Raw genomic sequence first — 23,752 nt, forward strand, 5'->3', positions numbered from 1 at the left:
CGCACGTTCCGCATCCGTCGCCCAGAACCTGGCCAGGATGTCGCCGTAAATCGCGAACGCCGCATCCGGGTGCCAGATGACGATGCCGTTGCGGAAGAGCTGGAAACGCCCGCCCAGCGAGGAGTCCTCCTCGGCGCGGACCGGGTCGCCGAGCGGGCCGCCGGGCCCGCCGAGGCTGCCGTACTTCGCGCCGATCGTGCCGTAGGGCTGGAAGGCCTCGTCGCGCATGGTCCGGGCAACGCCCTCGGCCTGGTCGTAGCGCAGCGGATAGGCGGAGCGCTGGACCGCCTGGGCGAGTTGCCCTGCGGTGCCGCCCTCCATGCGGGGCTCCATCTGCTGGGCGACCTCGAAGAACTTGTTCGCCGCGTAGTCGACGTCGAGGATCTGCTCACGCGTGCCCCAGCCCTGCGAGGGGCGCTGCTGGAAGACGCCGAGCGAATCCCGGTCGCCGCAGGCCAGGTTGTTCATGCGGGACTCGACCCAGCCCGTCTCGAAGCCGGCGAGCATGACCTTGTCGGAGACGTTCCGGCGCTGGCCCACTTCGTAGACCTTGCGGGTCACCGCGATGTCCCGTTCGGCGGGGATGTCGCAGTACGCCTCGGCCGGCGCGGCGTGCGCCAGGGGACCCGGTATGCCGCCGGCGCCCTGGGCCCGGGCCGGACCGGCCAGGGCGGAAACGGCGGAGACGGCTGTGACGACGGACAGGATCGTCGTTCTCCATCTCACGCGTCGTGCAGATGATCCGCGCACGTGCTTGCTCCTCCCGTTCGGACCGCGGTGGGTGCGGTCCCGTGGACCGACGGCCCGCAAGGTAGCCGTGGGGCGCCCGGGCACGGCACCCGGAACGATCCGGGGTGACGGCGCTCCGCGGCCGGCGATAGGAAGGAGGGGTGCCGCCTCACCGCGGCGGTGCGGGGCGCGGGCACCGAGGAAGGGCGGGGCGGTCCTTCGTGCGCACGGCGGGCAGCCAGGCGGTGGGCCGTGCGGAGCCGCGCGGGAGGCGGACGCGGAACCACTGGGCGGACCACGTGCCCGCCTCGTCGACGATGGGAACCCCTTGGGGGAACTGGCAGTCGGCGGCGAGGACGTCCCCGTGCCACACCCGGGTCGGGACGACGTTGTCGACGGTGTACGGCTGCAGGGGGTCGATCGCCAGGCCGAGGCTGCAGTCCGGGACGCGGTCCGTCCGGTCCTTGCAGGCCTGCTCGGTGTTGAACACCCGGATCCGGCCGGGGGCTTCGGCGGCATGCGGTGCGGCGGGCGCACCGGCTTCGCTGTCGTGCGCGGCGTACGACCAGCTCGCCACGGCCACGCCGCAGACCGCGGCGGCCATGAGAACGGCCCGGGGAAGTCGCCACCGGCGTCCGGCTGTTGACGGGGACTTGTGGTCGGCAATGACTGCCGCCTGCCGGGCGGTGATGCGCGCCAGCAGGCTCTCGGCGGTGTGCGGGGCGCGTGCGGCGTGGGTGGGGGCCAGGCAGTCGGCGGCCAGTGCGCGCCAGAACGGCGGTACGGCGTTGTCCATGCGCAGCGGTGCCCGTCCGTCGGCGTACTCCTGGGTCGCGGCGGCGCGCGAGACCGGGGTGCCGCCGGGGAACGGCGAGGCGCCGGCCGCGAACACCTGGTGGATCATGATGCCCAGGGCCCAGATGTCGGCACTGGGCCGGACCTGCACGCCGTGTTCGCCGAGCGGGGCCTTCCAGCGTTCGGGCGGCAGGTAGTCGAACGTGCCCATCGGGGGCGCGTAGCCGTGGGTGCCGCGGGTGCCGGTCAGTTCGGTCGCGAGCCCGAAGTCGGCGAGCCTGGCCGAACCGTCCGCCATGAGCAGGACGTTGTCCGGCTTGAGGTCGCCGTGCACCCAGCCGCTGCGGTGCAGGTGCGCCAGGCCCTCGCAGACTTCGGCGATCACCCGGGCGCCTTCGGCCCCGGTCGGCCCGGCGTCGATCAGGTCCTGCAGGCTGCGCGCGGCCCGCTCCATGACCAGGACGATGGCGCCGTCCAGGAACGGGTGGTCCGGTGCGCCGAGCACGACGGAGTCCAGGATGCGGATCAGCCTCGGATGACGGGCCCGGCGGCCGAGTTCCGCCTCGCGCCGGGCGGCGTCGGCGACCTTGCGGGCCTGGCGCGGTGCGAGCCCCTCGGTGGACAGGACCTTGAGCGCGACCTCGTCCTGCGCCCCGCCGTCGGCACGTCTTCCCGCATAGACCGTTGCCCAGCCGCCGGTCCCGATCGGCGCGACGACCTCCCAGTCGCCGACGCGGTGGCCGGGCGGGAGCGGTTCTGCATCGCCGCTCCCCGAGGTGTCGGACGATGTGTTCCTCATCCGGCGGCCCGGGACGGCAGCAGCGCCAGGTGCTCCTCGCGTACGAGCCCGAACCGCAGCGCGAGGCCGACGATCGCCTCCCGCTTGCCGTTGCGGCGGGCTCCCCTGCCGGGTTCGCACCCGGCCGGAGTGCTGATGCGCATCTTCTCCTCGGCGAGGTAGTCGATGTGCGAGCTGACGGCACGGGCCGTCAGCCGGGCGCAGGCGGCGTGGCCCTTGAGCCGCTCGACGATCTGCGGGGTGGTGGGCACGGCGACCGGCGACTCGTCGCGCAGCCGCGGTTCGCAGAGCGCGACCAGCACCAGGAAGTAGGTGGCGGTCTCGTCCAGGGAGTACGCGGTGACCGTGCGGCTCCCCCACGGCCCGCCCATGGCGTCCGGGTCCAGGTAGACGTGGTCGGGCGCGAACACCTGGAAGGCGACCGTGGTGTTGCGGCGGGTGGGCAGGACGACCCGGGAGAACTCGAAGGGGATGGGGGTGCCGGCCCGGCGCGGCGGCACCCTCAGGTACTCCCCTGCCCCCTCGGGGTTCTCCACCAGATAGCTCTGGGTCGCACTGTGGTTGCTGAGCTGCCAATGGTCGTCGGTCACGCGGATCTCGCCCGCCAGCCGGGAGATCGCCTCGTCGACGAGGCGCAGTTCGACCGGCGTCGTCGCCGACCCCCGCCCGAACCGTGCCACCTCCCCCGGGCCGAGCCGCAGCGTCACCGCGTCCTCCGCGTACGCTCCCGCGCCGGCGTCGCCGCTCCCCTGCGGCAGATGGATCACTATCCCGCCCATTGCCCCCTCCTCATACCCCCGCCACAGCCGTCACACAAGGTCAAACCTTACCCAGCCCACGCAGGGATGCCGTTCCTGGTCACGCCGGGCTAAAAGGGCAAGGCGCTCCGGCCCGACGCCGCGGTGAGCATGATCTCCCTGACCCGGTCGAGGTACTTCGGCACACCCGCGGCGGCCTGCGGGGTGTCCGGCATGCTGACCACCAGGTCGGCCCGGTCGTGGAACCAGTTGAGCCACAGCGACACGCCGTTGGCGTTGTCGGGTCCGGTCAGGACGGTCGCGTCCGCACTCAGGTAGTCGCGGGAGCCCGGCGCGGTCCGCCCGTCAACGTAGGACGCCATCGGCGGGATGCTGGGGACGTCACCGCCGTCGAGGAGCAGTTCGAGCGCCCGGTGCAGCGGCACGTCGTATCCTGCGCGGGCGCGCTGGAAACCCTGCTGCGCGGCGCCGATCGCGTCGGCGAGCGCCGGCGAGGCGGGCAGCCGGAACAGCAGCGGCACGAGGTTGACGAGCCAGCCGTGCACGTGGAGCAGCCGGGGATAGGCCCTGGTCGAGACCGCGGTGAGCACGCGGTAGACGTCGTTGCCGGTGAACTCCCGCTGTGCGAGGGCCAGTGCGGCGAAGGCGCCCGCGGCGAACCCACCGCCGTGCCGGGCGCAGTAGGCGCGGAACGCTCGTGCCTCGGCGCCGTCGAGCACGGGGTATTCGAGCCGCGTGGCGGGCAGCAGGGCGTTGGCGTCGTTGCCCAGGTCCACGGGGAAGCCGGGGAATCCGCCGTCCTTCACGGCCAGGAACTCCGACCAGGCGGCGAGTTCCGGCGAGGCCGCGGTCAGCGCCGTGGAGCGTGCGTGCTCGCGGCGGTTGCCGTCCAGGTAGCCGGGCGCCGCCGGCGGCTCGAACGAGGTTCTGCCGCAGGCCGCGTGATACCGGGCGCGGATCTCGTGGAACAGCAGCGCCAGGGAGTGCCCGTCGCTGTAGGCGTGGTCGATCGCGGCGTACACGGTGGAGACGGTGTCCCGGCGGATCACTCCGGCCAGCAGGCCCAGCCGGCTCACGGCGGTCTGCTCGTCGATCCGCCGGTGCAGGTGGGCGCGCAGGTCGCCCGCACTCGTGAAGTCGCCGATGCGCGCCGGGCGCACGGTGAGGGATTCGGGCGGTATGCGGAACCCGGCCAGGTTCCCGGCATCGGGCTCGTACCAGGTGTGGAACGCCTCATGTCTGCGGACGAGGCCCTGCCACGCCTCGGTGAGCGCGTCGAGATCGGCCCGGCCGTCCAGCTCGAACGCCAGGGCCACCCAGGGCGATTGCTGCCGCCCGGCGGCGCGGTGGGCGGCGGCCAGCCCCAGGTGCGCCTGCTGGAAGTGCGACGCGGGCACGTCGTGCGCCACGGGCGCGTGGTCAGTGGCCAGTCGGAACTCGACCACGTCACCGGGTTCGGGCCGCCAGTCGAGAATCTGGGTCATACGCACGGTGGGGTCCTCTCCTTGCATTGGCGTCTACCGCGCCCGTCAGGGGCGCGGGGCAGCTGCACTGTGCGGCTCCGCCGCGCGGGCGCGACAAGCCACAACGAATCCGCACTAAGCAGACAGGGGAACGACATCGGCCCGCTGACCAACCGCAACCCCGGCGGCGACCCGCGCAACCGCCCGCACGAACCGCCCCACGCCGGCGCGCGCAACGTCCGTGTCGGGAAAGCGCGTCGAGAGGTGCACACCGCGGCCGCTCCTGGTCAGCCACACGTACACCTCGGCCGCCCCGTGGATGCGGCTGCGCAGCATCCGGTCCTCCGGCCGGGGCGGAGTGCCCGCGACACGGCGTACGTCGATGTAGGACACCACGAACCGGGGGTGGACCTCCCTGCGCAGCATCCGGCTGATGTGCGGCAGCGAACTGCCCGGCCCCGGCCTGCGACGGCGCAGTTCGGCGGCGGCGAGGACGAGGGTGTCGGCGAAGGCCGAGCCGGGCGGCGCCGGGATCCGTACCGGGTGCAGGCCGACGAACCAGCCCGGTGCCCCGCGCCAGCGGTCGGGCCGGGTGTCGGCCAGGTTGACCACGGACAGGTGCGGCTCGTCCGCGACCTCCGCCGCGGCGAGGGCGAGGCAGGCGAGCAGTCCTGCTGCGGTCGTGCCTCCGCCTGCACGTGACGCGTCGGCGAACCTGGCGGCCGTCGCTCCGTCGAGCAGCCAGCGATAAGCGCTGCACTGCGCGACCGGCGTCCCGGTCGCTCCGAGGGGCAGGGGAAAGGCGGGGGTGCTGCCGTGTGCGGTGCCGAGCAACGTCCGCCAGTGGTCCGCGTGTTCGGGCATCGGCGGCAGCCGGTCGACCAGGCTGCGTTCCTCGGCCCCGAAGTCGAGGTAGGTCGGCCCGGGCACGTCCTCGGCGCGGCCCGCCAGGGCGTCGCGGATCTGTCCCGGGATCATGGCGAGCGTGCAGCCGTCCACGATGCCGTGGTCCGCGCCTGCGAACACCGTCACCCCGTCCGCGCCCTCGACCGTCGCGAAGACGACCTGCGGCCAACCCTGCGGGCGGGCGCCGCGGTCGAAGAAGGCCTCGATCTGCCGCCGGACCGCGGCACCGTCGGCGAAGTCGCCGATGTCCTCCTCGTGCAGCGTGACCGCGTTCGCGGGGAGCGTGCGGCGTATGCAGCGTTCGCGGGCCGGTTCCAGCCTGCTGCGCAGGTGTTCGTGCCGGCGCAGCCAGTCCGCGAAGGCGGAACCCACCTGGTGCCGGGTGGCCCGGCCCACGCCGAACGACACCCCGATCCAGGCCGGGTCGACGTGCCGGGGCCCGTGCGCGGCCGCGCCGCGCACATGGTGCTCGTGGACGAGCGCGGGCACGCGCGGGTCGTCGGCCCAGGCCGCGGCCGGGGCGGCCGGTGTCCAGAACACCAACCGGCCGGCCGGAACCGCGCTGTCCCCCAATTCCGTGAAATCCAATGCACTTACCGATCCGACAAAGCGCGAAGCCGGACTCTCGCCATCACCACAATGTTCTCCTCATGAGATCCCGATGCTGCGTGATCAAGCTATACGGCCATGATGAAGTGAGAATGAAACAGGATGTGTTCGCTGGTCAGGCAGTTCGGGAGGCCGTCGGACCAAACACCTCGCTTGTTGCCCGTGAATTGCACTGCTAGCGTCTGCGCCGATTCGTCGACCGCATCGCCGGAGGGCAATTCATGAACGCACGAGCAGACACCGCCTCGTCCCGAGCAGGGGGAGGCGGAGCACCGTCCATGGAATACGCGGCGCTGCGTCGCGACCCGGAATACGCCGAGCTGAACCGCATGCTGCTCGACCTGGTCCCGGTGGGCTCCGGGCGGACCGTCCTCGACCTGGGGTGCGGGGACGGGGCCGTGAGCGGGCAACTGCTGCTGCGCGACCCGGACATGTCCCTGGTCGGCGTCGACCCGGATCCGGCCCTGCTCGACGCGGCCCGGGCCCGGCTGGGCGGGCGGGCCCGTTTCGTCGCGGGGGACGCGGCCGCCGTCTCCCGGCTGTTCCCGCCGCACACCTTCGGCACCGTCGTGCTGGCGAACTGCATCCATCTCGTCCCCGGCCTCGACGAGGCGCTCGGTGCGATCGGTCAGGTCCTCGACGGCGGCGGCCGCCTGGTGTTCAACTCGGCCTTCTACGCGGGCGCGGAGAGCGCCGCGGACCTGCCGCTGTACGCCGAGCTGGTCGGCACGGCCCGCAGCACCGCCCGGAAGCGCGGGCTCCCCCTGGCCCGCTCGGGCGGCGGCCGGGCCCCGGGGCTGCGCAGGACCGCCGCGGACTACCGTGCCGCCCTCGGCGCGGCCGGATTCACCGACCTGGTCACCACCGAGCGGGAGTTCACCCTCGGCCCGCGCTTTCTCACCGCATTGTGCTCGACCCCGATGTTCGCCACCGCCGCACTGCCCGGGATCGACAGGGCCACCGCTGCTGAACTGCTCACCGAGACGCTGGAACGGCAATACGAGCGCGCCCCGTTCACCATCACGCGGCGCTGCGTCTACTTCTCCGCCACCCGGCCCTGAAAGACCTGACGAAAGGAATTCCCCATGACCGAGGTGCTGAACGTGGTGACCCGGGCCATCATCGAGATCCGGCCGGAACTGAGTACTGAGCGGACGGAGATAACCCGGGACTCGGCCCTTTTCTACACCGATGATCCCGGCCGCCCCGTGCTGGGGCTCGACTCCATGGAGGCGCTGGAACTGATCTCCGTGCTGGAGCAGGAATTCGGGGTCGAGCTGGCGGACACGGACATCCGCATCGCCGACCTGCGCACGGTCGGCGACGTGGTCGACGCGATGGCGGGGACCCCGCGATGACCGGAGCCGCGCGTCACCGCGTGCTGGTGACCGGCATCGGCGTCGAGTCGTGTGCGGGCTCCACACCGGACGCGTTGTGGGACGCCCTGGCCGCAGGACGCCCCGCGCTCTCGGCGCTGGAACTCGAAGAACCGCTGCCGTGCCAGGTCGGCGGCGTCGTCAGGGAGTTCGACCCGCGGGACTATCTGTCCGCCCCGCAGGTCCGCCGTACCTCGCGCTTTCAGCAACTGCTGTTCGCCGCGGCGGTGAAGGCCCGGGCCGACTCGCGGCTGCACAGTGCGCCGGGGGCGCTGTACGTCGGCACCGGGGGCGGCGGGCTCGACGAGACCGCGCAGCTGGTGACGGTCCTGCGCCGGAGCGGGTGGTCGCAGATGAACCGGCTCGGCCTGCTCCGCCTGCTGCCCAACCAGGCCGCCGGGCTGGTCGCCCAAGAACTGGGCATCACCGGGCCGGTGCTCACCCTCTCGACCGCCTGTGCAGCCTCGACGGACGCCATCGCGGCCGGAATGCGCGCGGTGCGCGACGGCACCGCCGACGTGGCCCTCGTCGGCGGAGTGGAGAGCTGGCTGGACGTGCCGGCCCTGGCGTCGTTCTCCCTGCTGGACGCGCTCTCCCGGCGCCCCGCGGCGGAGGCCGCCCGCGCGTCCCGGCCGTTCGACCGCGACCGGGACGGCATGGTGCCGGCCGAGGGCGCCGCCATGCTCGTGCTGGAGTCCGAGCGGTCCGCGCTGCGCCGCGACGCGACCGTGTACGGCGAGGTGCTCGGCGCCGCGTCCACCTGCGACGCCCACCATCCCCTGGCGCCCCGGGCGGACGGTGCGGTGGCGGCCAGGGCCATCGAACTGGCCTGTGCCGACGCCGGACTCGACACCGGTGCCGTGGATCTGGTCAGCGCGCACGGGACGTCGACGCCGCTCAACGACCGGGCGGAGACCGCGGCCATCAAGCGCGCCTTCGGCCCGCATGCGCAGAACGTGGCGATCACGGCGCCCAAATCGGTCATCGGCCACGCGTGCGGCGCGAGCGGGGCGTTGGAGAGCGTCGGCGTGCTGCTCGCCATGCGCGAGAAGTACGTGCCGCCCACCGCGAACCTGGAGCATCCCGACCCCGGCTGCGACCTGGACTACACCCCGCTGGTGGGGCGGCCCGCCCCGATCCGCGTCGCGGTCAAGCAGAACTTCGGGTTCGGCGGCCAGAACGCGGCGGTGGTGTTCGGCGCCGCGTGACGGCTGCGGAGGCGGCGCCGGGGGCTTACGCGCCGGCCATCGCCTCCTCGGCCGCTCCGGCCTCGGCGACCATGTGCAGCAGGGTGTCCACCTCGGCCGGGGTGGTGTGCGGGTTGAGCAGCGTGAGCTTGAGCCGTACCCGGCCGGGACCCTCGCCGGGGAGTTCGGTGCGGCCGACCACGGCCCGGCCCTCGTGCAGCAGGCGCCGCCGCAGTGCGCCGTTGATCCGGTCGGTCCCGTCCGGTCCGGCGGAGGCCGGCCGGTAGCGGAAGACCACGGTGGTGAGCACGGGGGCCGTGTGCAGTTCGAGCGCCGGGTGCTCCTCGACCGTCGCGGCCGCGTGCCGGGCGAGGTCGTGGCAGGCGTCGACGAGCCGGCCCAGGCCGGACCGGCCCAGTGTCCGCAGCGTCGCCAGGATCTTGAAGGCGTCGGGGCGGCGGGTGGTGCGCAGGGACAGTCCCAGCAGGCTGGGGTAGCCCGCCTCCTCGTCGTCGGCGGGGTTGAGGTAGACGGCCCGTCGTGCGAGCGGGGCGTACGTCTCGGCCCGGCGGACGAGGAACACCCCGGCCGGGGCCGGCTGCCAGCCCAGCTTGTGCCAGTCCAGGGAGACGGAGTCGGCCCGTGCGAGGCCGTCGAGCAGGGGGGCCAGGCGGTCGGAGAGCAGGGCGCCGCCGCCGTAGGCGGCGTCCACGTGCAGCCAGGCGCCGTACTCGGCGGCGAGATCGGCGATGCGCGGCAGCGGGTCGATGCCACCGGTGTCGGTGGTGCCCGCCGTCGCCACGACCGCCACCGGGATCTCGCCCTCCGCGACGGAGTGCTTGAGGTGCTGTTCCAGCGCGTCGGGGTCCATGCGCAGGTCGGTGTCGACGGGGACGGAGACCACCGCCGCCTCGCCGAGGCCGAGCACCGCGGCCGCCCGCTGCACGGAGAAGTGCGCGGCGGCAGAGGTGAAGAGACGGGGCGTCAGATGGCTGGGCACGCCTGCCAGTTCGGTGGGGCGGCCGCTCTCGCGGGTCAGTTCCCGGTCGCGGGCGAGCATCAGGCCCATCAGGTTGGACTCGGTGCCGCCGGAGGTGATCACGCCCGCGGCCCGTGCCGGGTCGTAGCCGACGAGGGCGGCGAGCTCCTGTACGAGCGCGGTTTCCAGTGCGGTTCCGGCGGGCGCCTGGTCCCAGGAGTCCTGGGAGGGGTTGAGCGCACTGACGGCCAGGTCGGCGGCGACGGCCACGGCGAGCGGCGGGCAGTGCAGGTGGGCGGCGCAGGCCGGGTCCGCGGGGTCGGCACTGCCCTGGGCGAGCAGGGTGGTGAGGTGTGCGAGGACGTCCGGGTCGTCGCCCGTACTCCCGTACGCGGCAAGGGAGTCGGCCACCTGCGCGGCCGTGCGGGCGGGTCCGCCCGCGGGCAGCGGGCCGTTGCGGCGCGCCGCTCCTTCGGCGAGGCAGTCGAGGACGGTGGCGAGCAGGGGCCGCAGGGCATCGGGGCCGCCGGCGCCCCCGGCGAGGGGCGGGACGTCCGGGACGGCATGGTTCACGGCCGGCCGCCCGTCGGGGCCGCGGCGGCCTCGGCGATGGCGTCCGCCAGGCGGTCCAGCACCGCCTCGGCCTGCTCGTCGGTGATGGTCAGGGGCGGCAGCAGACGGAGCACGGCGTCGTGCCGGCCGCCGAGTTCGACGATGAGGCCGCGGGCGAGGCAGCCCGCGCGGACGCGGGCGGCGAGCTCGGGGGCGGCCGGGTGCGCGCCACAGGCGTCCGGTGTGCCGTCGGGGTCGACGAGTTCGACGCCGATCATCAGGCCGCGCCCGCGGACGTCGCCGATCACCGGGAGTTCGCTGCGCAGCGCCGTCAACTGGGCCGTCATCCGGGCGCCGACGGCCGCGGCGCGCTCGGCCAGGCCGGCCGCGGCGATGTGCCGCAGGGTCGCCGCCCCGGCCGCCATGGCGAGGGTGTTGCCGCGGAAGGTGCCGGTGTGCGCTCCGGGCTGCCAGCCGTCGTAGTCCTCGTGGTAGACGACCACCGCCATGGGCAGGCTGCCGCCGATGGCCTTGGAGAGCACCATGACGTCGGGCACGATCCCGCTGTGCTCGACGGCCCACATCGCGCCCGTGCGCCCGGCGCCGGTCTGGACCTCGTCGACGATGAGGGGGATGCCGCGCTCGGCGGTGATCCGCCGCATCTCGCGCAGCCATCCGTCGGGGGCGGGGACGACACCGCCCTCGCCCTGGACCACTTCGAGGATCATGGCCGCGGGCGGGAGCACGCCGCCCGACGGGTCGTCCAGCAGCCGCTCGACGTAGGCGGCCGACAGTTCGGCGCCGCGTTCGCCGCCGACGCCGAAGGGGCAGCGGTAGGCGTAGGGGTAGGGCAGCCGGGTCACTTCGCCGCCGGTGGGCAGTGGTTGCTTGACCGCGACGTTGCCGGTCGCGGCGAGCGCGCCGGCGGTCATGCCGTGGTAGGCCCCGGTGAAGGCGAGCACGCCGCGCCGGCCGGTGGCGGTCTGGGTCAGCTTCAGGGCGGCTTCGACGGCGTCCGTGCCGGCGGGGCCGCAGAAGTGCACCTTGGCGTGGTCGGCGAAGCCCTGCGGCAGGTTCTCGAAGAGGGCGCCGGTGTAGTCGTCCTTCTCGGCCGTGGCCAGGTCGAGCACGTGGAGCGGGGCTCCGCTGTCGAGGGTGCGCCGGAGGGCGTCGAGCACCACGGGGTGGTTGTGGCCGAGGGCCAGCGTCCCCGCGCCGGAGAGGCAGTCGAGGTAGCGGCGCCCGTCGGCGCCTTCGACCGTCATGCCGTCGGCGCGGACCGGCACGATGGGGAACGTACGGGCGTAGGTCCGCGCGGCGGACTCGCGACTGTGCTGGCGGTTCAGGACGGCGTCCCGGGTGTCGTGGGGGGTGCCGGTGGCGAGGGTCATCGCGGTAACTCCTGGAATTCCTTCCGGGCAGGGGTGGGTACCCGGTGAACTGAAGTGCGGGTGAATGGCGCCCCGAAGGGGCGCGGGGCCGTTACATATGCGGCTCCGCCGCGTGGGCGCGACCAGCCACGACGAGCCCGCAGTCGACGCACTCGGCTTCCCGCGGAGCGCTCAGCCGAGAGGCCGGTGCTCGCGGTCGGCGAGGTGGGGCGGGGCATCGATGCCGTCGGCCAGGGCCGGGTCGGCCTCCAGCGCGCCCCAGTGCTGACGGAGCGGCAGAACCCCTGCCCACAGGCCGAGTTCCGCGTCGGGGCCGTCGCCGTCGTCCGGCGGTCCGGTGCGGATCTTCACCGAGGCCTCCGCCAGCTCCAGGGCGAGCAGGGCGGTCGCGGCGAGCTCCTTGCGGCTGGGCCGGCGCGCGTAGTCCCACTGGCCGGGGGTGACGTGCTCGGTGAGGCGGCGCAGGCCGGCGAGCTTCTCCTCGGGGTCGGTGACGAGCCGGGGCACGCCGTAGACCATGGCGCTGCGGTAGTTGACCCCGTGCTCGAAGACCGAGCGGGCCAGCACCAGGCCGTCGACGTGGGTGACGGTCACGCACACGGGGGCCTGCGGCGAGGCGGCCAGGCTCCGGCTGGCGACCGAGCCGTGGAAGTACAGCGTCCCGGCGGTGGCCCCGTACACGGTCGGCACGACCATGGGGACGCCGTCGACCAGCACGCCGAGGTGGCAGAGGAATCCGGCCTGCAGCACGGCGTCGAGGTCGGCCCGGCTGTGGCTGCCCTGCTCCCGCAGGCGCCGGTGCCGGGTGCGTTCGGTCTCGGGAAGGACGTCGGGCGGCACGTTCGTCGCCTGCTCGGTCATATCGCGGCTTTCTCATCGGTGCGACTCGAACGAACCGTTCGAAGACGAGCGTCAGACTGCCCGCACCGGGGACGTTTTGGCAAGGGAGGTCCTGATCACCGGGGCCGGGGCCTGCGCGAACCCAACAGATGATCAAGTAACCGTGGAACGCTTGCCATTGGGCCTCGACTGCGCAAGGGTGTGCGAGCGGAACCGCGCTATGACGCTTTGATGACGAAAGTACGGGGATGACGACAGAACTGCACCCCACGACGGAGCCGCTCGATCTCCTGGGCGTGGGAGTCGGCCCGTTCAACCTCTCGCTCGCCGCGCTGGCCGACGGGGTTCCCGGCCTGCGGACCGCGTTCTTCGAGCGGAACCACGAATTCCGCTGGCACCCCGGCCTGCTGATCGAGGGCACCACGCTCCAAGTCCCCTTCCTGGCCGACCTCGTGAGCCTGGTCGCCCCCGCCAGCCCCTGGTCGTTCCTGAGCTACCTCAAGGCCACCGAGCGGCTCTTCCCGTTCTACTTCGCCGAGAAGTTCCACATCGACCGGGCCGAGTACGACGCCTACTGCCGGTGGGCCGCCGACGCGCTGCCCCACTGCCGCTTCGGCCACCAGGTCGACGCGGTCGTCTGGGACGAGGAGCGCCGGGCGTTCGCCGTCGACTACACCTGCGAGAGTGCAGGCGGCGAAGAGGTGTCGGCGGGCCGGGAGTTCACCCGGAACCTCGCCCTCGGCATCGGAACGGAGCCGTCCGTTCCCACAGTGTTCCGTCCCGTCACGGCCGACGCGACGGTCACGGCCCTCCACTCCGCGGACTACCTGACACACCGTCAGTCCCTTCTTGCGAAGCGGCACGTCACCGTCGTCGGTTCGGGGCAGTCCGGCGCCGAGGTCTTCCTCGACCTGCTGCGCGCCCGCCCGGCCGGCGCCGAGGGTCTCCAGTGGATCAGCCGCTCCCCCTCCTTCGCGCCCATGGAGTACTCCAAGCTGGGCCTGGAGCAGTTCACCCCCGACTACACCCGCTACTTCCACCGCCTGCCCGAGCAGACCCGTGACGAACTGCTGCCCTCGCAGTGGCAGTTGTACAAGGGCGTCAGCGCGGACACCCTCGCCGACATCCACGACGAGCTGTACCGGCGCACCGTCGGCGGCGGCTGGCCCGACGCCGTCCTGCGCCCGGCCACGGGCGTCGTCGGCGCCCGCAGCCTGGACGGCCGCATCGAGCTGGAGCTGGAGCACACCCAGGAGGCCGGCCGCGAGACCCTCGCCACCGACGCGGTCGTCCTCGCCACCGGCTACACCGAGCGCCCCGCCGACGCCCTCCTGCACGGCCTCGCGCCCTACCTGGTGCGCGACGCCTCCGGGCGCCCGGAGGTCGACGCCGACCAGCGGCTCGTCCTCGACGGCCCCGTCCGCGGCTCGGTCTTCGTCCAGAACGCCGAGCGGCACACCCACGGCGTCGGCGCACCGGACCTCGGGCTCGCGGCCTGGCGGTCGGCGGTCATCCTCAACGCGCTGACCGGCCGCGAGGTCCACCGCCTGCCGTCCCGCACCGCCTTCACCACCTTCGGGATCGCCCCGGCCCCCGGACCGTCCGCCACCGGCACGGTCGGCCGCGCGGCCGGATCCGCCGCCCGGGCCTGACCGGCGCCCGGAGGTGCCTCCTGGGGGCACCCCCAGCGGTAGCTGGGGGAGGCAGCCGGGCGCGCACCGCACCCCGTCCCACCCGAGAACCCGGAGCAGCCATGCTGATCAGAAAGACGGGCGACGACCAGCTCGTCGACGCCTACGGCATCCGTTTCCAGCAGATCTACCCCCACGGCGGGGAGGACCTGGCCCCCTGGGGCGTCGGCCGCGCCGTCGTCGAGCCCGGAGGGGCCACCGAACCGCACAGCCACGACGACCACGAGATGTTCGTGTTCCTCTCCGGGCGGGGCGTCCTCACCGTCGACGACGAGGAGTGCGAGGTCGGCCCCGAGGTCACCGCGCTCCTGCCGGCCGGCAGCCTGCACCACGTGCGCAATGCCGGCGAGACCGAGCGGCTGGTCTTCCTCTCGGTGTACTGGCCCGTTCCGCACGGACCGATCGACCTCTGATCCACCCGGTGCCGACCCGGGCCGCACGCCCCGGCACCTCGCTTCCGACCGGAGCCCACATGCCCTCCTTCACCCTGGTCACCGCAGCCCCTCCCACCCCCAACGGCGACCTCCACCTCGGCCATCTGTCGGGCCCGTACTCGGGCGCGGACATCAGGATCCGGGCCCACCGGCTGCTCGGCGGGGAGGGCCTGTTCCTGACCGGCTCCGACCTCCACCAGAGCTACGTGCCCACCAAGGCCCGGCGCGACGGCAGCGACCCGCTGGAGATGGCGGAGGGCTTCGCCGACGAGATCGCCCGCATCTTCGACTCGGCCGGCTTCGCACCCGACGTCTACGTCCGGCCCTGGCGCTCGGAGCTGCACACCACGCTCGTCCGTGAGTTCTTCGCCCGCCTCCACGCACAGGGAGCGCTGCAGGTCCGTACCGAGCAGGCCCTGTTCTGCGCCGACTGCGACCGCTACCTCTTCGAGGCGCACCTCACCGGCAAGTGCCCGCACTGCGGCGCCGGCAGCGACGGCAACTCGTGCGAGAACTGCGCCCTGCCCAACCGGGTCACCGACCTGGTCGCCCCCGTGTGCAACGCATGCGGCGGCCGGCCCGTCGAACGCGCCGTCGAGCGGCTGGTCTTCCCGCTCGGCGAGTACGCCGAGCGGCTGCGCGCCTTCCACGCGGCCACCGCGATGAGCCCCCAACTGGAGGCGCTGTGCGCCGACATGATCGACCGGGGCCTGCCCGACATCCCCGTCGGCCACCCCACCTACTGGGGCCTGCCGATGCCCGTCCCCGGCTTCGAGGACCACCGCATCTACGTCTGGGCCGAGATGATGCCCGGCTACTTCGCGGAGCTGGCCGAGGCCCTGCGCGCGGCGGGCCGGGACCCCGAGGAGTGGCGCACGGTCTGGAACCACCCCGAGACCGAGATCGTCCAGTACTTCGGCTTCGACAACGGCTACTTCCACGCCCTGCTGCAGCCCGCCCTGCTCATGGCCTACGACCCCGACTTCCAGCTGCCCAAGGCGCTGGTGACCAACGAGTTCTACCAGCTGGGCGCATCCAAGTTCTCCACCAGCCGGCGCCACGCCATCTGGGCCAACGACCTGCTGGCCGCGGTCCCCGCGAGCACCGCGCGGTTCGTCCTCGCCCACGACCGGCCCGAGAACGAGCGCACGTCCTTCACCTGGAGCCGCTTCCACGAGCTGGCCGACCAGGAGCTCGCCGGACGCTGGCAGTCCTGGCTCACCGGCCTGTTCGCCCGGCTGGCCACCCAGGCCGACGGCGCGATACCGGCCGGTCCTCCGCTGCCCTCCCAGGAGCGGTTCCTCCGCCTGCTGGAGGGCATCGCCGAGGAGTGCCTGACTGCCTACTCCCCCGCCGCCTTCTCCCCCCGCCGCGCCGCCCGGCTGCTGTGCGAACTCGTCACCTGCGCCCAGGACTTCGCCGCAGCCCAGAGCCGCACGCGCGACGCGGGACGGACCGCCGGCGCCCTCGCCGCGGAGGCCGCCGCCGCCCGCCTGCTCGCCCAGCTCGCCTACCCGGTCATGCCGGAGTTCGCCGAACACCTGTGGACCGCCCTCGGCGAGGCCGGCACCCCGCACTGGGACGGCGTGCGAACGCCCGCCGCCGGACAGCGCGTCGAGACCGGCGCCCGCTTCTTCGAGGCGCTGCCGGCCGATCTCGAAGAGCGGATCATGCAGTCTTGAGCAGAACCGCCCTGGTGGTCGGAGCGGGCGTCTTCGGCCTCTCCGTCGCCCGCGCACTCGCCCTGCGCTCCTGGTCGGTACGGGTCGTCGACCCCAACGCACCGGGAACGCAAGGTGCTTCGAGCGCGGAGACCCGCATCCTGCGCTGCGCGCACGGCGCGGACTCCTGGTACACGGAGCTGGCCCACCGGGCGACGGCCGCGTGGCGGGCCCTGGAGCGGGAGACCGGCCGGCGGCTCCTGCTCCCGACGGGGGTGCTCACCCTCGGCCCGCCGGGTGACGACACCTGGGAACGGGCCTCCGCCGCGCACCTCGACCGCCTGGGCGTCCCCGCCGACGTCCTGCAGGCCAAGGCCGCCGGCCGCCGCTTCCCCGGCTTCGAACTCTCCGGCGGCACGGCCCTGTTCGAGCCGGAGGCCGGAGTGCTCCTCGCCCGGCAGGCGGTGACCGCGCTCGCGGAGTCCGCCGCCGAGCACCACGCCGTGCTGCTCAGGGCCACGGCCCGCCCCGACGGCGGCACCGCCGTCGTCGAGGGCGAGCCCTGCCGCGCCGACCTCACCGTCTGGGCCGTCGGCACCGCGCTGCCCGCGCTCTTCCCCGGGCTGACCACCGTCCGCCCGGTGCGCCAGGACAGCTGGTACCTGCCGCCGAAGGGCCCGTGGACCGCGGGCGCCGGTCAGCCGGCCTGGCTGGACCGGGCCCACGGCTGTTACGGCATCCCCGCCGTGGGAGGCCACGGCGTCAAGGTCGTCCCCGACGTGGAGACGCACCCCGGCGCCCCGGCCGACCCCGTTCCCGCCGACGTCCCGGAAGTGCTCCGCGCCTACCTCCGTACCCGCATGCCCGATCTCGCCGGCTCCCCCGTCGCCCGCCGCGAGGTGTGCTCGTACGCGCTCACCGCCGACGAGCACTTCCTCCTGGACCGCCATCCGGACCGCAGCGACGTCTGGCTCGTCGGCGGCGACTCCGGGCACGGCTTCAAACACGGCCCCGCGTGGGGCGAGTTCGTCTGCGACGTCATCGAGGGCCGGCACGCGGCCCCGCGGCGCTTCGCCCTCCGCTGACGCCCACCCCGGAGAGAACCTGTGCCACCCGTCCTGTGGATCCTCACCGCCGGCGCGTTCACCGTCGGCACGGACGCCTATGTGATCGCCGGGGTCCTGCCGGACCTGGCCCGGGACCTCGGGGTCACGGTCGGTGCGGCCGGGCAGCTGGTCACCGTGTTCGCCGCCGTCTACGCCCTGTCGGCCCCGGTCGTCGCCTCGCTCACCGCCTCGCTCCCCCGCCGGAGCGCACTGGCCGCCGCGCTGGCGGTGTTCACCGCCGGGAACGCGCTGACCGCCGTCGCTCCCGGCTACGGGCTCGTCGTGCTCGGCCGGATCGTGGCGGCCGCCGGTGCGGCCGGGTTCACGCCCGCGGCCTCGGCGGCGGCCGCGGACCTGGTGCCGCCCCGCCACCGGGCGAAGGCCCTGGCCGCGGTGATCGGCGGGATCACCACCGCCACGGCACTCGGCGTACCGCTGGGCACCCTGGCGGCGGGGGCGCTCGGCTGGCGGGCCACGCTCGGCGCCGTGGCGCTGCTCGGTCTGACGGCACTCGCCGGCGTGGCCGTACGCCTGCCGGCCCTGCCACCGGGCACCCGGCACACGCTCGCCGAGCGCTTCGCCGGGCTCAGGAACCCCGCGGTCCTCGCCGTGCTCGCGGTCTCGCTCTTCACCGTCATCTCGGAACAGGTGGTCTACACCTACATCGGGGCCGCCCTGGCCCCCGCCACCGGGGCCCGGACCGGCGTGCTCGCCGCCCTCCTGCTCGTCTTCGGCCTGGGCGCGCTGGTCGGCAACGTGGTGGCGGGCTGGGCCACGGACCGGTTCGGCAGCCGGATCACGCTGCTGCTCGCGGTCGGCGGGATGACGGCCGACCTGGCGCTGCTGCCGTGGTGGTGCCGGAGCCTGCCGGCCGCGGCGGCGGCGATGTGCTGCTGGGGGCTCACCGCCTGGATGTACGTCGTCCCCCAGCAGCACCGCCTGCTGTTCCTGGCCCGCCCGGGCGGGCCCCTGGCCGTGGCCCTGCACAGTTCCGTGCTCTACCTGGGCATGGCCGTGAGCGGCGCGCTGGGCGGCGCGGTCCTGCAGTTCGGCACACCGCCCTGGCTCGCCCTGCCGGCCGTGCTGCTCGGCGCACTTGCCGTGGGGGTCGCGGCCGTCGGATACGGCAGTGAGCCGGACTCCGTGTGACCGCACCGCAGGAACGACAAAGGCAAGGAGGTGGGAATCCGCTCCTTGCCACTCTCAACATATAGCGCACTAGGGGCCTTGCGGCAAGGCCCCGGTCATGACGCAGAATCTCCGGCCGAGGCCAGAAACGTGCGGAGCGGCTGGCCCGTGTTCAACCTGTTCGATGGGGGATTTTGTGATCGACGTGATCGTGGCCGGCGGCGGACCGACCGGCCTGATGCTGGCAAGCGAATTGCGGCTGCACGGCGTGCACGTGGTCGTGCTGGAGAAGGAGACGGAGCCGACCCCGTTCGTGCGCGCGCTCGGCCTGCACGTGCGCAGCATCGAAGTGATGGACCAGCGCGGCCTGCTGGAGCGGTTCCTCGAGAACGGCCGGCAGTACCCGCTCAGCGCGGGCTTCTTCGCCGCCATTCCCAAGCCCGCGCCCGAGCTGGACACCACGCACTCCTATGTCCTGGGCATCCCGCAGCCGGTCACCGACCGCCTGCTGGCCGAGCGTGCCACCGAGCTCGGCGCCGAGATCCGGCGCGGCTGCGAGGTGGTCGGGCTGGCACAGGACGAGGAGGGAGTGACCGTCGAGCTCACCGACAGCACGCGGCTGCGCTCGCGCTACCTCGTCGGCTGCGACGGCGGCCGCAGCACAGTGCGCAAGCTGCTCGGTATCGGCTTCCCCGGGGAGCCCACCAGGGTCGAGACGCTGTTGGGCGAGATGGAGGTGGGCGTACCGCCGGAGACGGTGGCCGAGGTGGTGGCCGAAGTCCGCAAGACCCAGAAGCGGTTCGGCCTCGGGCCCTTCGGGGAGGGCGTGTACCGCGTCGTCGTTCCCGCCGACGGACTGGCGGAGGACCGCACGGTCCCGCCGGCCCTCGACGAGTTCAAGCGGCAGCTGCAGGCGGTCGCCGGCACCGACTTCGGCGTGCACTCGCCGCGCTGGCTGTCCCGGTTCGGCGACGCCACCCGGCAGGCCGAGCGCTACCGCGCCGGCCGGGTGCTGTTGGCCGGCGACGCCGCGCACATCCACCCGCCGACCGGCGGGCAGGGCCTCAACCTCGGCGTCCAGGACGCGTTCAACCTCGGCTGGAAACTGGCTGCCGAGGTCAACGGCTGGGCCCCGGAAGGGCTGTTGGACACCTATCACGCCGAACGGCACCCGGTGGCCGCCGACGTGCTGGACAACACCCGCGCGCAGATGACGCTGATGTCCACCGACCCGGGTGCCCAGGCGGTGCGCCGACTGGTGTCGGAACTGATGGACTTCGAGGAGGTGAACCGGTACCTGCTGGAGAAGATCACGGCGCTCGGGGTCCGCTACGACTTCGGCGAGGGCCCCGACCTGCTCGGCCGGCGGATCACGGACATGAAGCTGGAGCAGGGCCGCCTCTACGAACTGATGCACCGCGGCCGCGGTCTGCTGCTCGACCGGACCGGCCGGCTGTCGGTGACAGGCTGGGCGGACCGCGTCGACCACGTCGTCGACACCGCCGAGGAACTGGACGCGCCCGCGGTACTGCTGCGGCCGGACGGGCACGCGGCGTGGGCCGGTGAGGACCAGGAGGGTCTCCTCGGCTGCCTTTCGAAGTGGTTCGGGGCTGCGGCCGGCTGAGCGCGCAGCGGCGCAGGCTGTGCGATGTGCCGTGGCAACGGCAGGCGGCCCGGGGGCAGTAGGACGAGTAGCGGCCTGCACGCCCAGGTCGTCGGCGCCGGACCTGCCGTGGCCCGGCTGTCGCGGCAGTACGTCGCGCACCAGGTGGTGACCGGGTACCTGCGCCTCAACGCGGGGACACCCCCGTCAGCTCTCCGGCTCCGTCCCGGCCCCGTACAACGGCGGGCCCCGGCTCCCCTCCGGGGGAAGTGGCCGGGGCCCGCGTCTGGCTCGGGAGCCGTCAGTCGGCCTGGTCACGCCAGGTGTCGAGGATGCCCTGGACGGCGCTGGAGGCCTTGTTCTGCTGCGTGCGGTCGGCCCACAGGTGCGCGTCATGCTCGGTGAGCGTGACCGTCTCGCTGGGCCTGACGGTGGCGGTGAAGTTGAACTGGCGGGTGGCGCGTCCGGATCCGGAGCGGTAGTCGAAGTGACCGAGGTAGAGGTCGGCGGCCGTGACCGTCAGGCCAGTCTCCTCGGCGACCTCCCGTCGCAGGGCCTCGAGCAGGCTCTCACCGTCGTCGACTCCGCCGGAGGGCAGCTCCCACAGCCCGCCCAGGTAGTCGTCGGCCGGTCGGTGCAGCAGCAGGACCCTGCCGTCCTCGTCGGCGATGACGGCGCCGACGACCGTCTTGGCGATGCCGTCATGTCGGGCGGCGCGGGTCAGGTCTTCGAGCAGTGCGGTGTCGGGGGAACTCACAGCAGGTCCTTCGCATGAGAGGCGACTTTTGCGATGGCCGCGGTATAGCGGTATAGGCGTCGGCGAGGTGAACGTCCTCCTGGCCGTGCCAGACCGGCAGTTTGAAGGTGGTGGCGTGCACGTGCCCGGCTGTCGGGAAGTCGCCGATGGCGGGGCCCTGGCAGTCAGCGTAGCCGGGCAGCAGAGCCCCAGGGGGCCGGAACAGCGGATGCGTGGCCAGCGGGCAGGTGGCGCCGGGCTGGTCCGCCTCAGTGGCGCCTTCGGCGTGGAGGGCGTCGAGAAACCGCTGGAGCGGGAGCCCACCGAGCTCGGCCGACTCGTACCGCAGGGGCAACAGCACCTGATAGGGCCGATATGGCAGCAATGATCGGGGTGAGCAGGTCAGCCATGGTCGGCAGTTTGACTCATCTTGCCGTAGGCGGACGGCAGTTCGACGCCTGATGTCAGACTTTGATTGCGCAGACGAACCCCAGCGAACGCAGTCCTTCGGACCGGCACAGGCGGTCTGAGGCGCCGTCGACCTCGGTTTGCAGCAACTGGTACGAGGCTCCGTTGCTGTGCCCCCAGCGCATTGCGGATCGCCACAGGGCCCGCCCGTATCCCCGGCCTCTTCGCTGGGGAAGGACGCCGAAGTACTGCGGGAGCAGCCGGGGGGTGCCAGCGGAGTCGGTCATGATCTCCATGGGTCCGATGGCGCCCACGATGCATCCTTCCTCGGCAGCAACGAGCACGGGCCCCACTCGATCGGCCGTGATCTGGTCGTGTAGGAAAGCGAATCCCTCGTCGGCGAGTTGTTCCGCGAAGGAGCCGAAGGTGGCCCGTACAGAGGGCGGGCAGGCATCGAGGGCGGATACGGCGTGAGGTTCCGGCGGGAGCTTCTCGGGGGTGAACTCGCGGAGCTGTACACGGGTCACGGCGGCATCGAGGGGCGGCTGCTCATCGGGGCCGGCGAACCAGACGACGCGACCGGTCGCTGCGTCGTGGATAGCGCAGAGCTTGGCTGCCAGTTCGGCGGCGATGTCGCGCCCGTCGGGCCTACTACCGTAGAGGTGAACCGTCACGACTCCGGCCCCGCGGCGGGAGACGGTGGGCACGAGGGTCTCGTGCGGGCCGTGGGCGATGTCCTCGACGAGAACGGACTCGGTCTTGCTGTCGGACCATCGGCTGTCCTTGTCGTACGGCAGGAAGCGCCCCGTACCGGCGACAGAGGTGATGTCGGCGAAGAGATCGGGGCCGAGCGCGTCAGGGTGCACGGGGCCGATCGTCGGGACGTACGGAACGGTGATTTCAGGGTGCAGCCAGTCCCACCGGAATCGCATGGCGGCACCCTACTCAGCTTCACCACAGGGCTCAGACCCCGACGCGAACTCGTCAGGGCCTGAGCGTTTTCGTTCGGTCGGTGACTAGTGAGGGTTGTCGTCGCCGGCGGCGCACGAGCACTTGACAGAGTCCATGACGGTGTCGAGGTCGTCGACCATCGTCACGGTGTTGATCGTCGCCGGTGCTGTTTCCGGCGGTCGGGTCGCGTAGAGCGTTACGGGTACTGCGGTCATGCTCTTACCCCACTTCCTTCTGTCCGTGCTGGCAGTAGCTGATCAGTGGTGCCCTCGCCTCCTGGAACTGCTTGGCGAGCGGCCGGCACACCGTGCAGGAGCCGGACAGCGCGCATCCTGAGCAGCCCCCGGTGCGAAGCATCAATTGGTCGGCGATTCCGCCGAGCCGACGGAGTCCCTCGATCCCCTCCGCCACGAGGTCGATCTGATCGTCGCGACCGACCTTGCAGATGCTGACCTTGCCGTGTGGGTCAGCGTGGAAGAACGTGTGTCCGGCGTTGCAGCCGGTGAAGCGCTTCCGCTCGCGTAGGTGGGCGGCAGACTGGGCGAGCAGGGACTCGGCTCCGCCGTAGATCGTCGGGGTCATGTTGGTGTACACGTTGTGCTCAAGTCCCCAGTCCTCGGCCATGTCGACCATGCGCTGAACCTCTTCGGCACTCTCGTTCGTGACCACGATGTTCAGCCGTACGGGCAGCTTCGCCTCGATCGCAGCGTCGATGCCGCGCCGGAACGCCCGGTAGGAGCCGCGGCGCTGGGTGAGCTTGTCGTAGCTCTCTTCGGTGGCTCCGTAGACGCTCACCACGAGCCGGTACGGCGGATACTTTGCAAAGAGGTCGAGCAGCGCCGGGTGCCAGAGACGGGATGCGTTGGTCGAGATCGTCAGCATCATGCCCAGCCCGTACGCCAGGGCATACGCGTCGGCGAAGTGCTTGTCGATCGTCGGCTCGCCCCCGGTGATCTGGAGCCAGAGCACACCCGCGTCGCGCATGATGTGCAGCAGCCGCGCTTTGTCCTCCCACGGCAGGCCGGCGAACTGTTTGATCCCCAGGTAGCAGTGGCTACAGGCGTAGTTGCACCCGAGGTTGATTCCCCAGCTTGCCCGGACGTAGCCGTATGCGGAGGGCTCGCGGACGAGCAAGTACTCGCCTGTCGCCCTGTCGCCGAGGTGCAGCCCCCAGCGGTCACGGACGGCGTCGAGGAGCCACGGCGGGCCCGGCTGGTCCGCGCCTGCGACGTGTCGCAGTTCCTCGTAGCCCGCCTCGGGGAGCAGGAGGCCCGACGTGTCTCCCGGGCAGATGAGCATGTGCTGTTCAAGGAACGGACTGGCGATGAGTTCGTGCACGTCCCTTCCCCCTTCCTTGTGTATGGGCCCCGCCCCCGCCGGGATACGACCGTGGGGAAGCACGGCGGACAATGCACCGGCAGGGGCGGGAGCTGAGGGTTACGGGTGGTGGTGCGGGGCTCCGATGAGCCCGACCACGACCGCGACGCAAATGCAGATCCAGACCAGGACGGCGAGCCACTGCTTCACTTCGTCGCCTCGGTTCGCTGCACGGCAGCGATCTCCGCTCGCCACTCGATGAGCTTGTTCCGCTTTGACGGACACCATCGGTGTGGTGGTCAGGCCGCGAGGCCGGCTTCGTAGTCGGCAGGG

At 72.7% G+C, this 23,752-nt stretch carries 22 protein-coding genes; 10 read left to right on the top strand and 12 right to left on the bottom strand.

The features are described 5' to 3' along the window. The 5 genes from ACLHRZ_RS34000 to ACLHRZ_RS34020 form a co-directional block, all read right to left on the bottom strand. A partial coding sequence (locus ACLHRZ_RS34000) for an LGFP repeat-containing protein (protein ID WP_490422495.1) occupies positions 1–705 on the bottom strand: 705 nt, incomplete at its 3' end. A 193-nt stretch (positions 706–898) separates the two neighbouring features. Further along, positions 899–2,323, bottom strand: a complete 1,425-nt coding sequence (locus tag ACLHRZ_RS34005; RefSeq protein WP_490422477.1) for a serine/threonine-protein kinase — start codon at positions 2,321–2,323, stop codon at positions 899–901. Further along, a complete protein-coding gene (locus ACLHRZ_RS34010) occupies positions 2,320–3,102 on the bottom strand; it encodes a serine/threonine protein kinase (protein WP_490422478.1) in 783 nt (260 codons plus the stop codon). The genes ACLHRZ_RS34005 and ACLHRZ_RS34010 overlap by 4 nt, the downstream gene beginning before the upstream one ends. Positions 3,103–3,191: 89 nt before the next feature. Then, entirely contained in the window at positions 3,192–4,565 is a 1,374-nt protein-coding gene (locus tag ACLHRZ_RS34015) for a condensation domain-containing protein (RefSeq protein ID WP_490422496.1), read from the bottom strand. Positions 4,566–4,679: 114 nt separating this feature from the next. Next, positions 4,680–6,023 (bottom strand): condensation domain-containing protein, encoded by a 1,344-nt coding sequence (locus ACLHRZ_RS34020; RefSeq protein WP_490422479.1) that lies wholly within the window; start codon positions 6,021–6,023, stop codon positions 4,680–4,682. Positions 6,024–6,280: 257 nt separating this feature from the next. On the opposite strand from ACLHRZ_RS34020, the gene ACLHRZ_RS34025 reads away from it, so the two are divergent. From ACLHRZ_RS34025 to ACLHRZ_RS34035, 3 genes are read left to right on the top strand one after another with little or no spacing between them, the layout of a single operon-like run. After that, on the top strand, positions 6,281–7,120 hold the full coding sequence (locus ACLHRZ_RS34025; protein WP_490422480.1) for a class I SAM-dependent methyltransferase: 840 nt from the start codon (positions 6,281–6,283) through the stop codon (positions 7,118–7,120). Between the two features lie 24 nt (positions 7,121–7,144). Further along, positions 7,145–7,417, top strand: a complete 273-nt coding sequence (locus ACLHRZ_RS34030; RefSeq protein WP_490422481.1) for an acyl carrier protein — start codon at positions 7,145–7,147, stop codon at positions 7,415–7,417. Beyond that, positions 7,414–8,643 carry a beta-ketoacyl-[acyl-carrier-protein] synthase family protein gene (locus ACLHRZ_RS34035; protein WP_490422482.1) on the top strand — a complete coding sequence of 410 codons (1,230 nt, stop codon included), beginning with the start codon at positions 7,414–7,416 and terminating at the stop codon, positions 8,641–8,643. The genes ACLHRZ_RS34030 and ACLHRZ_RS34035 overlap by 4 nt, the downstream gene beginning before the upstream one ends. Before the next feature lie 25 nt (positions 8,644–8,668). On the opposite strand, the gene ACLHRZ_RS34040 is transcribed toward ACLHRZ_RS34035, so the two are convergent. The 3 genes from ACLHRZ_RS34040 to ACLHRZ_RS34050 all read right to left on the bottom strand — a co-directional run bounded on the left by ACLHRZ_RS34040 (position 8,669) and on the right by ACLHRZ_RS34050 (position 12,405). Then, positions 8,669–10,174: a pyridoxal phosphate-dependent decarboxylase family protein gene (locus ACLHRZ_RS34040; protein WP_490422483.1), complete on the bottom strand. Its 1,506-nt coding sequence runs from the start codon at positions 10,172–10,174 to the stop codon at positions 8,669–8,671. Further along, positions 10,171–11,544, bottom strand: a complete 1,374-nt coding sequence (locus ACLHRZ_RS34045; RefSeq protein WP_490422484.1) for a diaminobutyrate--2-oxoglutarate transaminase — start codon at positions 11,542–11,544, stop codon at positions 10,171–10,173. The genes ACLHRZ_RS34040 and ACLHRZ_RS34045 overlap by 4 nt, the downstream gene beginning before the upstream one ends. Positions 11,545–11,715: 171 nt before the next feature. Continuing rightward, the gene (locus ACLHRZ_RS34050) at positions 11,716–12,405 is read right to left on the bottom strand and encodes a pyridoxamine 5'-phosphate oxidase family protein (RefSeq protein WP_490422485.1); all 690 of its coding nucleotides are present in this window, start codon (positions 12,403–12,405) and stop codon (positions 11,716–11,718) included. A gap of 227 nt (positions 12,406–12,632) precedes the next feature. Here ACLHRZ_RS34050 and ACLHRZ_RS34055 point away from each other — a divergent pair, with 227 nt between their 5' ends. The 6 genes from ACLHRZ_RS34055 to rox all read left to right on the top strand — a co-directional run bounded on the left by ACLHRZ_RS34055 (position 12,633) and on the right by rox (position 20,028). Further along, on the top strand, positions 12,633–14,036 hold the full coding sequence (locus tag ACLHRZ_RS34055; protein ID WP_490422486.1) for a lysine N(6)-hydroxylase/L-ornithine N(5)-oxygenase family protein: 1,404 nt from the start codon (positions 12,633–12,635) through the stop codon (positions 14,034–14,036). 101 nt (positions 14,037–14,137) lie between these two features. Further along, positions 14,138–14,488: a cupin domain-containing protein gene (locus ACLHRZ_RS34060; RefSeq protein ID WP_490422487.1), complete on the top strand. Its 351-nt coding sequence runs from the start codon at positions 14,138–14,140 to the stop codon at positions 14,486–14,488. Positions 14,489–14,547: 59 nt separating this feature from the next. Continuing rightward, positions 14,548–16,191, top strand: coding sequence for a class I tRNA ligase family protein (locus ACLHRZ_RS34065; RefSeq protein WP_490422488.1), 1,644 nt, complete (start codon positions 14,548–14,550; stop codon positions 16,189–16,191). Continuing rightward, positions 16,188–17,255 (top strand): FAD-dependent oxidoreductase, encoded by a 1,068-nt coding sequence (locus tag ACLHRZ_RS34070; RefSeq protein ID WP_490422489.1) that lies wholly within the window; start codon positions 16,188–16,190, stop codon positions 17,253–17,255. The genes ACLHRZ_RS34065 and ACLHRZ_RS34070 overlap by 4 nt, the downstream gene beginning before the upstream one ends. A gap of 21 nt (positions 17,256–17,276) precedes the next feature. After that, a complete protein-coding gene (locus ACLHRZ_RS34075) occupies positions 17,277–18,425 on the top strand; it encodes an MFS transporter (protein ID WP_490422490.1) in 1,149 nt (382 codons plus the stop codon). A 175-nt stretch (positions 18,426–18,600) separates the two neighbouring features. Then, positions 18,601–20,028: a rifampin monooxygenase gene (rox, locus tag ACLHRZ_RS34080; protein ID WP_490422497.1), complete on the top strand. Its 1,428-nt coding sequence runs from the start codon at positions 18,601–18,603 to the stop codon at positions 20,026–20,028. A 280-nt stretch (positions 20,029–20,308) separates the two neighbouring features. Here the strand turns inward: rox and ACLHRZ_RS34085 are convergent, their stop codons facing one another. Further along, on the bottom strand, positions 20,309–20,764 hold the full coding sequence (locus ACLHRZ_RS34085; protein WP_490422491.1) for an NUDIX hydrolase: 456 nt from the start codon (positions 20,762–20,764) through the stop codon (positions 20,309–20,311). 208 nt (positions 20,765–20,972) lie between these two features. Here ACLHRZ_RS34085 and ACLHRZ_RS34090 point away from each other — a divergent pair, with 208 nt between their 5' ends. Further along, positions 20,973–21,131, top strand: a complete 159-nt coding sequence (locus tag ACLHRZ_RS34090) for a hypothetical protein (protein WP_490422492.1) — start codon at positions 20,973–20,975, stop codon at positions 21,129–21,131. Between the two features lie 76 nt (positions 21,132–21,207). On the opposite strand, the gene ACLHRZ_RS34095 is transcribed toward ACLHRZ_RS34090, so the two are convergent. From ACLHRZ_RS34095 to ACLHRZ_RS34105, 3 genes are all read right to left on the bottom strand, one after another. After that, positions 21,208–22,083, bottom strand: a complete 876-nt coding sequence (locus ACLHRZ_RS34095) for a GNAT family N-acetyltransferase (RefSeq protein WP_490422493.1) — start codon at positions 22,081–22,083, stop codon at positions 21,208–21,210. A gap of 84 nt (positions 22,084–22,167) precedes the next feature. Next, positions 22,168–22,317 carry a hypothetical protein gene (locus ACLHRZ_RS34100; RefSeq protein ID WP_301886607.1) on the bottom strand — a complete coding sequence of 50 codons (150 nt, stop codon included), beginning with the start codon at positions 22,315–22,317 and terminating at the stop codon, positions 22,168–22,170. A gap of 4 nt (positions 22,318–22,321) precedes the next feature. After that, a complete protein-coding gene (locus ACLHRZ_RS34105; RefSeq protein ID WP_490422494.1) occupies positions 22,322–23,440 on the bottom strand; it encodes a radical SAM protein in 1,119 nt (372 codons plus the stop codon). Between the last annotated feature and the right edge of the window lie 312 nt (positions 23,441–23,752).

It is taken from the genome of Streptomyces sp. AM25 (assembly GCF_058146165.1).

What these genes read in the sequence shown, in the direction of transcription:
- ACLHRZ_RS34035 (WP_490422482.1), top strand. Translation starts at nt 7,414, where the DNA reads ATGACCGGAGCCGCGCGTCACCGCGTGCTGGTGACCGGCATCGGCGTC.
- ACLHRZ_RS34055 (WP_490422486.1), top strand. Translation starts at nt 12,633, where the DNA reads ATGACGACAGAACTGCACCCCACGACGGAGCCGCTCGATCTCCTGGGC.
- ACLHRZ_RS34045 (WP_490422484.1), bottom strand. Translation starts at nt 11,544, where the DNA reads ATGACCCTCGCCACCGGCACCCCCCACGACACCCGGGACGCCGTCCTG.
- ACLHRZ_RS34060 (WP_490422487.1), top strand. Translation starts at nt 14,138, where the DNA reads ATGCTGATCAGAAAGACGGGCGACGACCAGCTCGTCGACGCCTACGGC.
- ACLHRZ_RS34010 (WP_490422478.1), bottom strand. Translation starts at nt 3,102, where the DNA reads ATGGGCGGGATAGTGATCCATCTGCCGCAGGGGAGCGGCGACGCCGGC.
- ACLHRZ_RS34025 (WP_490422480.1), top strand. Translation starts at nt 6,281, where the DNA reads ATGAACGCACGAGCAGACACCGCCTCGTCCCGAGCAGGGGGAGGCGGA.
- ACLHRZ_RS34030 (WP_490422481.1), top strand. Translation starts at nt 7,145, where the DNA reads ATGACCGAGGTGCTGAACGTGGTGACCCGGGCCATCATCGAGATCCGG.
- ACLHRZ_RS34015 (WP_490422496.1), bottom strand. Translation starts at nt 4,565, where the DNA reads ATGACCCAGATTCTCGACTGGCGGCCCGAACCCGGTGACGTGGTCGAG.
- ACLHRZ_RS34050 (WP_490422485.1), bottom strand. Translation starts at nt 12,405, where the DNA reads ATGACCGAGCAGGCGACGAACGTGCCGCCCGACGTCCTTCCCGAGACC.
- ACLHRZ_RS34100 (WP_301886607.1), bottom strand. Translation starts at nt 22,317, where the DNA reads ATGACCGCAGTACCCGTAACGCTCTACGCGACCCGACCGCCGGAAACA.
- ACLHRZ_RS34005 (WP_490422477.1), bottom strand. Translation starts at nt 2,323, where the DNA reads ATGAGGAACACATCGTCCGACACCTCGGGGAGCGGCGATGCAGAACCG.
- ACLHRZ_RS34065 (WP_490422488.1), top strand. Translation starts at nt 14,548, where the DNA reads ATGCCCTCCTTCACCCTGGTCACCGCAGCCCCTCCCACCCCCAACGGC.
- ACLHRZ_RS34090 (WP_490422492.1), top strand. Translation starts at nt 20,973, where the DNA reads ATGCGTGGCCAGCGGGCAGGTGGCGCCGGGCTGGTCCGCCTCAGTGGC.
- ACLHRZ_RS34095 (WP_490422493.1), bottom strand. Translation starts at nt 22,083, where the DNA reads ATGCGATTCCGGTGGGACTGGCTGCACCCTGAAATCACCGTTCCGTAC.